The following is a 12,784-nucleotide window of genomic DNA, read 5'->3' on the forward strand; positions in this document are numbered from 1 at the left end:
GGGCTCAGGCTGGGAGGTGCGGGCGCCTCGGCTCCCGCATCTCCGGAGCGGGCGGAAAAATCTTCCGGCCGGTCGCGTTCCGGTGTCGATCCGGTACGAGGCCGTTCGTATAGAGGGTGAGACGTCGGCGCAGCACCGGCGAAACGCCTGGCCAAGGAGGCACACCATGACGCTCTACCTGCTCAGCATCTACCAGCCCGACGGGGACGGGACCCCGCCGCCGCCGGAGTTCCTGGAGCCGATCATGCGGGACGTCGAGGCCGTGAAGGCCGAGCTCAAGGCGGCCGGGGCCTGGGTGTTCTCCGGGGGCCTGCACCCGCCGAGCACGGCCACCGTGGTGCGGCGGAAGGACGACGAGATGCTGATGACCGACGGGCCCTACATCGAGGGCAAGGAGCACCTCGGCGGCTTCACCGTCATCGAGGCTCCCGACCTCGACGCCGCGCTCGGCTGGGGCCGCAAGCTCGCCCGCGCCACCACCCTTCCCATCGAGGTCAGGCCGTTGCAGGACGGGTCCTGCGGGTGACCTCCCGTAGGCCGAAGGCGACCGCGGCCGAGATCTCCGGTGTGTTCCGCGAGGAGTACGGCCGTGCGGTCGCGGTCCTGGTCCGCGCCTTCGGTGACCTCGATGTCGCCGAGGAAGCGGTCCAGGACGCCTTCACCACGGCGGCCGCGCGCTGGCCGTCGGCCGGGCTGCCCCCGAGCCCGGCGGGCTGGATCCTCACCACCGCCCGCAACCGGGCCGTCGACCGCCTCCGCCGGGAGGCGTCCCGCGCGGACCGGCAGGCCCGGGCCGCACTGTCGTACGCCGGGGACGCACCGGCCGAGGAGGGCCCCGTGCGCGACGACCGGCTCCGTCTGATCTTCACCTGCTGTCACCCCGCGCGGGCTCGGGTCGCTGTTCCCGGAGGAGTGAGGCGGGCGGTGTGCGTAGCGGCCCGGCCGCCGGCCTGCCCGCTGCCCGGGGCGTGGCCGCTACGCCGTCGCGGCGGTGAGCGACGGGAGCGAGGTGGGCGGTGCGGGGGCGGTGGCGTCCAGGATCTGGCATGCCTCCGCGTCGTGGTGGGCGAGCAGCGCGCTGAGGGCGTCGTCGGCCTGACCGTGCGGCTGGGTGTCCGGCAGGACGGTGATCGACAGATGGCGCAGGAGCTCGGTGTGGGCGGCCAGGACCTGCCGGGTGCGGGTATCGGTGTGGTCGGTGAGCAGGAGGCGGGCTGCGGTGTTGGCGGCGCGCAGCCGGGGCTGGTGGATCCGGCGGTGGGCGCGGGGAAGGGCGCGCCAGGCGGTGTTGGCCACGGTCACCAGGCGCCAGATCTCGTTGTCGGCGGGTTCGGTGTCGTAGAAGCGCAGGCCGTAGCGGCTCACCAGCCAGTAGGAGGCGGCCAGGAGGAGGGCCGCGGCGGCATCGAAGGCCAGCCAGAGCTCCGGCAGATGGGGCTCGCCGCAGGTCGCCCGTACCGCCAGGGCCGCTGCGGCTCCGCCGCCTCCGAAGAGCAGCGCCGCGGCGAGCAGCAGAAGGAGGGCGGCCGGCAGGGCGCCGATCCCGTTGTCACTGTCCAGGCGTGCCATGCCCTTCCAATGGGGTGCCAGGTAGCGGGCGTAGCGGGCCGGTTTGGGGGCGGGTTCGATCAGGGCAATGCGTCCGGCCCAGCTGACGCTCTTCGGCCTGTTCACATTCTTGGTACCCGAGACAGGGCTGCTACAGGGAATCATGTGAGCGACAACGAGCCGTGAGGGAAAACGCGACATGCGGGGCGGAGGTTTAGGCCGCAGATTCCTCCCACCGGCCGGGCGCGCGGCGCAGCGGGCGGAATGCGCCGGTGGAACACCTGGCCGATGATCCGACACATCGTCACCGGGAGTCGCGGTCCCGCCGGGATCGTATGGCCGGGCATCGGGGTGGCTGGTACGTCACCGCTGCTCCGCGGCCGGAGGAAGAAGTCCCCGGCCGGACGGGGGGCCGACCGGGGACTACAGAGCGTGTGCCCCGCTCACTCGCACCGAAACACGGTGGGTGCGGCGAACTTGGCGCCCGCTCGGGTGGGTTGGCGCGGGCAAGCGCGCGGGCCCGGCGGCGTGGGGGTCACGGTGCGTGCCGCCGCCCCCGGGCGGTGCTCCTCAGGGATCGGCTTCCCGGAACTCCCGGAACTCCTCGGGGATCGGCTGCTCGAACCAGACGACCTTGCCGTTGCTCAGCCGGGTCGCGCCCCAGCGCTGGGCGAGCCGGTCGACCAGGAACAGGCCGCGACCGCCCTCGTCCCCTGCCTGGGCGCGCCGCATCCGGGGGACCTGCGGCGAATCGTCGCCGACCTCGCAGCGGAGCACATCGGTACGCAGCAGCCGCAGGGCGATCGGCCGGGAGGCGTACCGGACCGCGTTCGTGACCACCTCGCTGACCAGGAGTTCGGTCGTGTCGAGCAGCGGGTCCAGGCCCCAGCGGTGCAGCGCTCTGCGGGTCAGCTGCCGGGCCCGGCCGGCGGTCTGCGGCTCGGGGTTGAGGAACCAGTACGCGACATTGCGCGGGGGAAAACCGTCGAACCGGGCGGCGAGCAGCGCGACATCGTCGTCCCTCGCACCCTGGCCCAGGATGGTCAGCACCGCGTCGCAGAGCGTCTCCAGCGGCGGGGAGGCGGCCGCGGAGGCGGTCGCCTCCAGGCGGGCCCGCAGCAGCTCCACGCCCGACCAGACGTCCCTGGTCCGGGACTCGACGAGGCCGTCGGTGTACAGGAGCAGGGTCGCTCCCGTGGGCGCGGGCATCTCCACGGACTCGAAGGGGACGCCGCCGACGCCGATCGGCGCGCCGGGCGGGATCCGCAGTACTTCGCCGACCCCGTCGGGGTGTAGCAGCACCGGGGGCAGATGGCCCGCGTCGGCCACCAGGAGGCGCTGCGATATCGGGTCGTAGACGGCGTAGAGGCAGGTCGCCATGTGCTCGCTGCCGAGGCGCTGGGCCTGCTCGTCGAGGTGGTGGAGGACCTCTTCGGGAGGCAGGTCGAGTCCGGCGAGGGTCTGCACGGTGGTGCGCAGCTGGCCCATGATCGCGGCGGAGGTCATCGAGTGGCCCATGACGTCGCCGACGACCAGGGCGACCCGGTTGCCGGGCAGCGGGATCGCGTCGTACCAGTCGCCGCCCACCTGGGAGGTCCCGGCGGCCGGCAGGTACCGGCTGGCCAGCCGTACGCCGGTGGGCGCGGGGAGCGAGGAGGGCAGCATCGTGAGCTGGAGCGCGTCGGCGAGCGAGGCTTCGCGCCCGGAGAGCATCGCCCGGTCGATGCCGAAGGCGGCGTGGGTGGCGAGCTGGGAGGCGACGAGGAGGTCGTCGCCGGTGAAGGCGGGCCGGTCGGTGCCGCGCAGCAGGGCGGCGGTGCCCAGGAGCTGGTGGCGGCCGCGCAGCGGAGCGATGATCAGCCGGCGGCCCGGGGACGGGGCCGGCGGCATGCTCGCCACCGGCTCCAGCAGTGCGCCCACCTCGGGCGCCGTCTCCGCCGCGTCGCCGAAGACGGGGCGCCCGGCCAGCAGGAGCTCGGCGAACGGGCCGGTGACCGTCAGCTCGACGAAGCCGGCGGTGCCCGGTGGCGCGCCGGTGACCGAGTCCTCCGGCCCCTGGGCGATGCTGTGCAGCCGCAGGGCGAGGGGGCCGTCCGGTGGCCGGTCCCCGGTCGGCAGGGGTTCCCGCAGGTGGACGAGCATCGCGTCGGCGAAGGCGGGGATCGCTGCCCGGCACAGTTCCCGCAGGGTTTCGCCCTGGTCGATTCCGCCGGCGATCCGCCGGGTCGCGGCTTCGAGGTAGCGCAGCCGGTCGGTCGGCGTCCCGGGGGCGTGTTCCGCCTCTTCCCGCCCGCTCTCCGCGGCCGGCGCCGGAGGGGTGGCGCCGCGGCCGGCGGCGGGCAGGTCCCCCGGGGGATCGGCGACGCTGCCGGAGCGGCCGCTTCCGGGCGACGACGGACCGGCCGGCGGGGTGGACGGCGGAGCGGCGCCCGTGCCCAGAGGCGCGGCATCCACCGCCATGTCCCGGGGAGCAGGCCCGCCCCCGGCCCCGGCGCGCAGCCTGCCGGGGTCCTGACCGGGGGTGCGGTGCTCCATGGTTCGTCTCGTCCGTCCGGTGGGTGCCAGGGACCGTGCGGTCTCAGCCGCGTCGTGAGCAGTTGAGGAACAGCTGTTCCTCGGGCGGCACGTCCGAGATCTCGGGGGCGTAGGTGTACGAGGACTCCTCGACGACTTCGAAGTCCGCCTCGTCGATGACCTGGCGCAGGTCGTCGCGCAGGTAGCCGGAGACCCGGATGGTGTTGCCGAGGAAGGGGATCGTGAAGTAGTCCACGTCGGCCTCGACCATCGAGAGGGCGAACAGGCCGCGGGGGACCAGCAGGTCGTGGATCATCCGCAGCACGCCGGGGATCTCCCCGCGCGGCAGCATCAGCAGGGAGAAGAAGGCCGCGACCGCGTCGAAACGCCCCAGGTCGTGGGGTCCGTCGGGCCCCAGGTCGGCGATGTCCAGCCGGTGGAGCGTTGCACGGGGCACATACTGGCGGGCGAGTTCCACCATGCCGCGCGACAGGTCGACGCCGACGACCTCCAGCCCCGCCTCCACCAGCTGCCGGGCGGTCGGCAGGCCCGTTCCGCAGCCCAGGTCCAGCACCCGGGATCCGGCGGGCAGCGCCCTGATCAGCCACTCGGCGGCGGCGAGCTGCCCCTTCTTGTACGGGAACGCCTCGTCGTAGCGGTCGCCGATCGCGTCGAATGCCTCGGCCTGCCCCTCGCGGTCGGGCCGGATGCCCTCGGGGCCGGCTTCCTCGCTCTCGTAACCGGTCTCCGGAAATCCTTCGCTCACGAATTACGCCTCTTTTTGTGCGTCTATTCGATTACCTCCATGATGCACCTGACCGGTCTGCCACGGCGCCCGCTCCTCCGGCCCGCCGGGGCCCGCGGAGCGCCCCGTGGAACCCGCGGCCCCGAGGGCTCGTCCGGCGGTCCCGCCGGCAGGAGGGCCGGCGGCGCCGCGGCCGCGACGGTGCTCCGGCAACGCCCGCGCGGCGGCCGTCCACCACGGCTCCGCCGGCCCCCTCGGCGCACCGGAACCCGTCCTCCCCCCCTCTTCCGGCGCGCGGCACCCGGCTCCCTCCGCCCCTCCCCCACTGCGCACAGGTGCGCCGAACGCCCCCTCGCCCGTGCGCCGTTGCGCATCCGCCGACGGTTTGCGCGGCCACCGCCACGGATAGTTCCCCCGTACCCGGCCGTACCGAGGCACAGGTCACGGGGACAGGAGGCCAGATGGCAACGGAACCGGTGGAGACCCTCGACCTGGCGGCGTCAGGAGAGGATTTCGTCCGCCATCCACACGCGGTGTACGCACGGCTGCGCGAGCGGGGGCCGGTGCACCGCGTACGGCTCCCGGAGGGCACGGTCGTCTGGCTGGTCGTCGGCTACGAGGAGGTGCGTGCGACGCTCGGCGATCCCCGTCTGTCGAAGGAGTGGCGGCACGCCTCCTCCGCACAGCCCCTGCAGCAGGTGTCCATCGGGGTGTCGATGCTGCGTTCCGACGCGCCGCAGCACACCCGCATCCGCGGGCTGGTCGCCCGTGCCTTCACCCCGCGCCGGGTGGCATCCCTCGCGCCGCGCGTCCAGGAGATGACCGACGAGCTGCTGACGGCGATGCTCGCCGCGCCCGAGGGCCGGGGTGACCTCGTCGAGGCACTGTCCTTCCCGCTCCCGGTCACGGTCATCTGCGAGCTCCTGGGCGTGCCGTTCCTGGAGCGGGACGCCTTCCGCACCTGGACCGACATCCTGATGGCGGGCGCGCCGACGCCGGAGACCGGGGAAGCCCGGACGGCCATGGCCGGCTATCTCGACGCCCTGGTGAAGACGAAGCGCACCCGGCCAGGCGACGATCTGCTGACCGATCTGATCGCGGTCAGCGACGAGGACGGCGACCGGCTCAGCCAGGAGGAACTCCTGGGAATGGCTCAGCTGTTGCTGATCGCGGGCTACGAGACCACCGCCAACCTCATCTCCAACGGCGTCCTGGCGCTGCTGACCCATCCGGACCAACTCGCCGCGCTGCGCGCCGATCTGTCCCTGATCGACGGCGCGGTGGAGGAGATGCTGCGCTACGACGGGCCGCTGGAGACATCCACCTTCCGCTTCACCATGGAACCGACCGAGATCGCGGGCACGGTGATCCCCGGTGGCGGCGAGGTGGTGCTCCCGGTGATCGCCGACTCGGGACGCGACCCGCTCCGGTTCGACGATCCCGGCCGCTTCGACATCACCCGCGACGCCAGGGGCCATGTCGCCTTCGGCCATGGCATCCACTTCTGCCTCGGCGCCCCGCTCGCCCGGCTGGAGGCCCGGATCGCGGTGCGCACCCTCCTGGAACGCTGTCCGGAACTGGAGCTGGACGCCCACCCGGCGGACCTGTCCTGGCGATTGGGCGCCCTGCTCCGTGGGCCGCGGAGTCTGCCGGTCCGCTGGTCGTAACGGTCGGAGCGGGCCGGTCGGCTCCGCACGGAAGAACGCCGGTGGCCGTACCCGATCGCGTCGGGCACGGCCACCGGCGTCTGTGCCTGGTGCCGGGCGGACTACTTGGTGAAGCCGATGTGCTCGTAGACCACGTCGGTCATGCCGAGGGCGCCCATGTTGACGAGGTTCTTCTTGATCGCCGCGATGTCGGGACGCTGGTAGAGCGGCAGGACGCCGGCAAGCTGCCATGCCTCGGCGTCGGCCTGGTTGGTCTGCTTGAGCGCGCCGGCCGGGTCATCGGCGTTGGAGCTGGCCGCGTTCAGCAGATCGTCCAGCTTCTTGCTGCCGACGTGGGCGTCGTTGTTGCCGCCCTTGACGGTGTAGATGTTGGTGGAGCCGCTGGCGGGGAACGGCGTGCCGAGCAGGGTGTAGGGCGAGACGTCGAAGTCGCCCGGGGTGATGTACTTGTCGAAGAAGTCGTTGGCCGGCACCGTCTGGACCTGCAGCTTGACGCCGACCTGCTGGTACATCTGCGTCAGCATCGAGCCTTCGTTGGTGGCCGCCGGGGTGGCTGAAGGGATGACGAACCGCAGCGACAGCTCCTTGCCGTCCTTCTTACGGGTCTTGCCGCTGAGCTTCCAGCCCGCCTCGTCGAGCAGCTTTCCGGCGGCCTGCGGGTCGTACTTGCCGAGCTTGCCGGAGTTGTCCTGGTAACCCTTCTGGTTGGAGATCAGAAGGTGGTTGTTCATGGCGGAGGGCTTCCAGCCCAGGCCCTTGAGGTCCGACTTGGCGATCGTCTCGCGGTCGGTGGCCATGAAGAGCGCATGGCGGACCTTCGGGTCCTTCAGCTTGGCGCTCGTCCCGTTGAAGGTGAGCTGACGGTAGTTGGGGCCGCCCGCTTCCCGGATCTCACCGGCCGCCACCTTGGATGCCTGCTTGAAGGCGGAGGAGTCGCCGCCGACGTCGAAGTAGTCGACCTCACCGTTGGCGAAGGCGCCGGGCATCGAGCTGGTGTCCATCGCATGGAAGACGATCTTGTCCAGCTTGGGCTTGTCGCCCCACCACTTCGGGTCGGCCACGACGGTCACGGTCTTGGCGGACTTGTCGATGCTGCCGAGCTTGAAGGCGTTGCCGGTGACCGGGATCTTGTTGACGTAGGCGGTGTTGAATGCCTTCGGGTCGGAGACGTACTTCGCCGGGTACAGCGGCTGGTTGGCCGCCGCGTTGAACATGCCCTTCCAGTCCGCGAACGGCTTGGCGAAGGTCATGACGGCCTCGTAGTCGTCCTTGCCCTTCTTGACGTCCTCGACCTGGTCGAAGCCGACGCTGGAGGCCACCTTGAACGCCTTGTCGTGGCCGTCCAGGGCCTTGGTGTTGGCCTCGATGTCCTTCCAGGTGATCGGCGTGCCGTCGGACCACTTGGCCTTGGGGTTCAGATGCCAGGTGACGACCTGCTTGCCCTTGACCGTCGCCGACGAGGCGTCCAGCAGGAACGCCTTGTTGGGCGTCTGCACACCATGGGCGTCCGAGCGCCACAGGTTCGGCATGAGGGACTTCATCACCTCGGTGGGGCCAGCCTGCAGGCCGTCGACCTCCGAGATGTTCCACTGGGTGGCAAAGGTGGTGATGGCCCAGTTCATCGTCCCGCCCTGCTTGAGCTTCGCGGGGTCCGTGGCCTTGATGTTGACGGCGGACGAGCCCAGGGGAGCCTTCTGCTGCGCGTCGTCGTCGCTGTCCGAGCCGCCGCAGGCGGTCAGTGCCAGCGAGGACACGGCGAGGGTCGCGACGAGGGCGACGGGATATCGGGAGACCTTCACGGATGCCTCTTCCTGAGCTGTGGGGAACGTACGTGCTACGGATGTGCGGGTGCGGAGCAGATCACGGGCGGATCAGTCCGCTGCGGGCGGGACGACGTCGAGCGGCCTCGCGTAGTGGCAGGCCGCCGCGTGGTCGGGGGCGAGGACGGACGTCGCGGGGTCCTCGTCCCGGCAGCGCGCCTGCTCGCTGTCGGTGAGTCCGGCGTACTTCGGGCAGCGGCCCGCGAACCGGCAGCCGGACGGCACGTCCGCCGGGCTGGGCAGATCGCCGCTGAGCAGGATCCGGGTGCGCTCCCGCTCCTTCCGCGGGTCGGGCAGCGGAACCGCGGACAGCAGCGCCTGGGTGTACGGATGGGAGGGCGCGGCGAACACGTCGTCGGCCGCGCCGAGTTCCACGATCCGGCCGAGGTACATGACCGCGATGCGGTCGGCGATGTGCCGTACGACGGACAGGTCGTGGGCGACGAAGAGGTAGCTGAGGCCGAGACGGGTCTTCAGCTCGTCGAGGAGATTGAGCACACCCGCCTGGATGGACACGTCCAGGGCGGACACCGGCTCGTCGAGGATGACGAGCCGGGGCTCCAGGGCGAGGGCGCGGGCGATGGAGATGCGCTGGCGCTGGCCGCCGGAGAACTCCTGCGGGTAGCGGTCGGCGTGCTCGGCCTCCAGGCCGACCATGTCGAGGAGTTCGGGGATGCGGGCGGCGATACGGGCCTTGTCCCAGCCGTGGGTCTTCATCGGTTCGGCGAGGATGTCGCCGACCGGCATCCGGGCGTCGAGCGCCGCCATGGGGTCCTGGAAGACGATCTGCATGTCGCGGCGGAGCCCCTTGCGGTCCGCCCTGCTGAGGCCGCGGATGTCCTTGCCGAAGACGGTGACGGTGCCGGCCTGGCCGCTGGGCAGGTCGAGGATCTCCAGCAGGGTGGTGGTCTTGCCGCAGCCGGACTCGCCGACCAGGCCCAGCGTCTCGCCCTCGCGGATGTCCAGGCTGATGCCGTCCACGGCGCGCACGGTGCCGACGGTGCGCTTGATGACCGCGCCCTTGGTGAGCGGGAAGTGCTTGACGAGTCCGTCGAGCGCGAGCACCGTGGGGCGCTCCTCGCGCGGCAGCCGCTCGATCGGCGCGGATTCCGGCAGGACCGGCACGGGGAAGACGGCGTCGCGGTCGAGACCGGCGCCGATCTCGTGCGCGCGGTGGCAGGCGGTGGGGTGCTGGGCGCCCTCGGCGACCGTCAGTTCCGGTTCCGTGGTGCGGCACTGGTCGACGGCGATGGGGCAGCGGGGGGCGAAGGGACAGCCGGGGGGCAGGGCGACCATCTTGGGCGGGTTGCCGTCGATGGGGGTCAGGGCGCGGCGCTCGGTGCCCTCCGCCCGCGCCTCGTCCAGCCGCGGGATCGAGCCGAGGAGACCGATGGTGTACGGCATCCGCGGCCCGTAGTAGACCTCGTCCACCGGGCCGGCCTCGACCGGCTTGCCGGCGTACATGACCTGCACCCGGTCGGCGAAGCCGGCGATCACTCCGAGGTCATGGGTGATCATGACGATGGCGGCGCCGGTGACCTCCTGGGCGGTCTTGAGGACGTCCAGGACCTGGGCCTGGATGGTCACGTCGAGGGCCGTGGTGGGCTCGTCGGCGATGATGACCTTGGGGTCGTTGGCGATGGCCATGGCGATCATCGCGCGCTGGCGCATCCCGCCGGAGAACTCGTGGGGGAACGCGTCCACCCGGCGCTTGGAGTCCGGGATGCCGACCACGTCGAGCAGGTCGATGGCCCGTTTGCGGGCGACCTTCTTGTCGAGCGACTGGTGGACCTGGAGGGCCTCGATGATCTGGTCGCCGACGGAGTAGACGGGGGTCAGCGCGGACAGCGGGTCCTGGAAGACCATGCCGATGTCCTTGCCGCGGATCTTCGACAGCGCGGCGTCGCCGAGGCCGAGCAGTTCGCGTCCGGCGAGCTTGACGGAGCCGGTGACCTGGGCGGTATCGGGCAGCAGGCCGAGTACGGCCATGGAGGAGACGGACTTGCCGGAGCCGGACTCGCCGACGATGCCGAGCACCTCGCCGGGCCGCACGGCGTAGGAGACGCCGCGTACGGCCCGCACCTCACCGGCTTCGCTCGGGAAGGAGACGGTCAGGTCGCTGACGTCGAGGACGGGCTGCGCCGTGTCGAGGGCCTCGGTGGGCTGGGACGGCCTGGTCTCGGTCACCGTCGGGGTCCTTCCTGGGGCGCGCGGTGCGTGGGGAGCTGGTGCGGGGTGTGGGGGGCGCGGTTCATGAGGCGGCGCCCTGGCTGCCGGCGGGGGTGCCGGGCTCGGTGGGCCGGGTGCCGGAGGCCGTCGCCTGGGCCGGAAGCGCGGCCGCGGCCCGCTGCTTCGGCTGCTTCTTCTTGCGGGGCGAACGTGCCTTGGCGCCGGACGCGTTGGGGTCGAGGGCGTCGCGCAGGCCGTCGCCGATGAAGGAGATGGAGACGCCGATCAGCACCAGGCAGCCGGCCGGGAAGAAGAACAGCCACGGGTAGGTGGAGGCGTTGGTGGTGTTGTCGGCGATGACCGTGCCGAGGGAGACGTCGGGTGCCTGCACACCGAATCCGAAGTACGACAGGCCGCTCTCGCCGATGACCGCCGCGCCGACCTGGATGACGGTGTCGATGATCAGCATCGAGGCCATGCTCGGCAGGATGTGCCGGAAGATGATGACGGGCGCGGGGACGCCCATGTACTTGGCGGCCTTGACGAACTCGCGGTCCTTGAGCGTGAAGGTCATGGAGCGTACGACCCGGCCGGTGATCATCCAGCTGAAGGCACCGAGCAGAATGACGAAGACCAGCCAGGTGGCGCCGCGGAAGGCGGGCGACAGCACGGCGATGATCAGGAACGAGGGCATCACCAGCAGCAGGTCGACCAGCCACATCAGCACCCGGTCGGTCCAGCCGCCGAAGTACGCGGCGAAGGCCCCGACGGTGGCGGCCAGGAAGGTGGAGATGACACCGACGAGGAGGCCGATGATCAGCGACTTCTGCAGGCCGCGCATGGTGAGCGCGAAGAGGTCGACGCCACCTTGGGTGGTGCCCCACCAGTGGTCGCCGGAGGGGCTGGAGAGGAAGTTCATGAAGTCGTGCTGCTGGTAGTCCCACTTGGTGAGGAACGGGCCGCCGTAGGCGCCGAGGAACAGCAGGACGAGAAGGAACAGGCCGAACAACGCCAGTCGGTTACGGGCGAAGCGGCGGACCGTCAGCCGCAGCCGTGAGGTACGGGCCTTGGCGGAACGGCCGGGGGTTTCACCGGGTGGGACGGGGCCGGGGGCCGGTTCGGTGGCGGGGGGCAGCTGGACGCTCATCGCGCGCTCTCCTGAGGTGCGGTAGGGGCGGGGGCCGGTCGGCGACGGGGGTGTCCCCCAGCGGTAGCCGGGGCGGGGGTACCTCCCAGCGGTGGCTGGGAGGTCAGCGGACCCGTACGCGCGGATCGAGCGCCGCGTACAACAAATCGGACAGCACGCCGGCGATCAGGACCAGGACGGCCGAGAACAGCCCGACGGTGGCGACGGAGTTGACGTCCTGCTTGTTGATCGAGTCGACGAGGAGTTCGCCCATGCCGTGCCAGCCGAAGGTCTTCTCGGTGAAGGTCGCCCCGGTGAAGAGCAGCACGATGTTGTAGACCAGCAGCGGCACGACGGGCAGGATCGCCGTCCGCAGTCCGTGTTTGACCAGCGCCTTTCGCCGGCGCAGCCCCTTGGCCCTGGCGGTGCGCAGGAAGTCGCTGCCGAGCACGTCGAGCATGGTGGAGCGCTGGTAGCGGCTGTAGAGCGCGACCTGGAGGATGATCAGGGTCAGCGCCGGGAGCAGCATGTGCTGGGCGCGGTTGACGAGGGCGTCGAAGTTCCACTGTCCCGCGTACTGCGCGTCGTACTCGCCGAGCACCTTGATGGTCTGCGTTCCGTCGTTCAGCGCGGTGGCGCCGATCTTCAGCGCGACACCGATGACGAAGACCGGCATCGCCAGCACGAAGAACGAGGCGAGGGTGGTGACCCGGTCGAAGAGGCGGTACTGCCGAATGGCTCCCAGCGCGCCGAGCGCGACACCGCCGGCGGAGCCGACGAGGGTGGCGATCAGCAGCAGCCGGGTGGAGACGCCCACCCGGCGGCCGAAGTCGTCGTTGACGTCGTCGCCTTCGATGGTCTTGCCGAGGTCGCCGTGCACGACGCCCTCCGCCCAGTGTCCGAACCGGGTCAGGATCGGCGTGTCCGGGTTCATGTTGTATTCGTCGAGCGTCTTGGTGATCGACGACGCGGGCAACGGCGGATTCCGGCCCTCGAACTTGGCTCGGGGGTTGAGACTGAGCCCGGCGAGAAAATAGGTGAGGGACGCGGCGACGACCACCAGGACCAAGTAGTTCGCCAGCCTGCGCACCAAATAGCGGCCCATGCTGAATGTCTCTCCCTCGTGCGCACCGAATCAGCCATGTGCAGCCGAAGTGGGGGTCGGTACGGATCGAGCACATCCTTCATGTATTCA

Annotated in this window: 9 protein-coding genes and 1 pseudogene; 3 read left to right on the forward strand and 7 right to left on the reverse strand. The window is 71.1% G+C overall.

Annotation, left to right across the window (positions count from 1 at the left end; genetic code table 11):
* Nucleotides 1-166 precede the first annotated feature (166 nt).
* Entirely contained in the window at nucleotides 167-526 is a 360-nt protein-coding gene (locus K7396_RS00580; protein ID WP_086721624.1) for a YciI family protein, read from the forward strand.
* A pseudogene (locus K7396_RS00585) lies at nucleotides 523-900 on the forward strand (sigma factor); the annotation flags it as partial. The gene K7396_RS00580 and the pseudogene K7396_RS00585, both read left to right, overlap by 4 nt.
* Nucleotides 901-975: 75 nt before the next feature.
* On the opposite strand, the gene K7396_RS00590 reads toward K7396_RS00585, so the two are convergent.
* The 3 genes from K7396_RS00590 to K7396_RS00600 all read right to left on the reverse strand — a co-directional run bounded on the left by K7396_RS00590 (nucleotide 976) and on the right by K7396_RS00600 (nucleotide 4,828).
* On the reverse strand, nucleotides 976-1,674 hold the full coding sequence (locus K7396_RS00590) for a hypothetical protein (RefSeq protein ID WP_167392846.1): 699 nt from the start codon (nucleotides 1,672-1,674) through the stop codon (nucleotides 976-978).
* Nucleotides 1,675-2,118: 444 nt separating this feature from the next.
* Complete coding sequence (locus K7396_RS00595; RefSeq protein WP_223659519.1) at nucleotides 2,119-4,083, reverse strand: ATP-binding SpoIIE family protein phosphatase; 1,965 nt, start codon at nucleotides 4,081-4,083, stop codon at nucleotides 2,119-2,121.
* Nucleotides 4,084-4,126: 43 nt separating this feature from the next.
* Nucleotides 4,127-4,828 carry a class I SAM-dependent DNA methyltransferase gene (locus K7396_RS00600; protein WP_152104252.1) on the reverse strand — a complete coding sequence of 234 codons (702 nt, stop codon included), beginning with the start codon at nucleotides 4,826-4,828 and terminating at the stop codon, nucleotides 4,127-4,129.
* A gap of 440 nt (nucleotides 4,829-5,268) precedes the next feature.
* Here K7396_RS00600 and K7396_RS00605 point away from each other — a divergent pair, with 440 nt between their 5' ends.
* Nucleotides 5,269-6,474 carry a cytochrome P450 family protein gene (locus tag K7396_RS00605; protein ID WP_086717141.1) on the forward strand — a complete coding sequence of 402 codons (1,206 nt, stop codon included), beginning with the start codon at nucleotides 5,269-5,271 and terminating at the stop codon, nucleotides 6,472-6,474.
* A gap of 101 nt (nucleotides 6,475-6,575) precedes the next feature.
* Here K7396_RS00605 and K7396_RS00610 read toward each other — a convergent pair whose 3' ends face one another.
* The 4 genes from K7396_RS00610 to K7396_RS00625 all read right to left on the reverse strand — a co-directional run bounded on the left by K7396_RS00610 (nucleotide 6,576) and on the right by K7396_RS00625 (nucleotide 12,694).
* The gene (locus K7396_RS00610) at nucleotides 6,576-8,273 is read right to left on the reverse strand and encodes an ABC transporter family substrate-binding protein (RefSeq protein WP_086717142.1); all 1,698 of its coding nucleotides are present in this window, start codon (nucleotides 8,271-8,273) and stop codon (nucleotides 6,576-6,578) included.
* A 72-nt stretch (nucleotides 8,274-8,345) separates the two neighbouring features.
* Entirely contained in the window at nucleotides 8,346-10,481 is a 2,136-nt protein-coding gene (locus tag K7396_RS00615; protein ID WP_152104251.1) for an ABC transporter ATP-binding protein, read from the reverse strand.
* 64 nt (nucleotides 10,482-10,545) lie between these two features.
* Nucleotides 10,546-11,610, reverse strand: coding sequence for an ABC transporter permease (locus K7396_RS00620; RefSeq protein WP_152104250.1), 1,065 nt, complete (start codon nucleotides 11,608-11,610; stop codon nucleotides 10,546-10,548).
* Between the two features lie 103 nt (nucleotides 11,611-11,713).
* Nucleotides 11,714-12,694 carry an ABC transporter permease gene (locus K7396_RS00625; RefSeq protein WP_086717127.1) on the reverse strand — a complete coding sequence of 327 codons (981 nt, stop codon included), beginning with the start codon at nucleotides 12,692-12,694 and terminating at the stop codon, nucleotides 11,714-11,716.
* Between the last annotated feature and the right edge of the window lie 90 nt (nucleotides 12,695-12,784).

Origin of the sequence: Streptomyces angustmyceticus (assembly GCF_019933235.1) — a bacterium.
GTDB classification, from domain to species: domain Bacteria; phylum Actinomycetota; class Actinomycetes; order Streptomycetales; family Streptomycetaceae; genus Streptomyces; species Streptomyces angustmyceticus.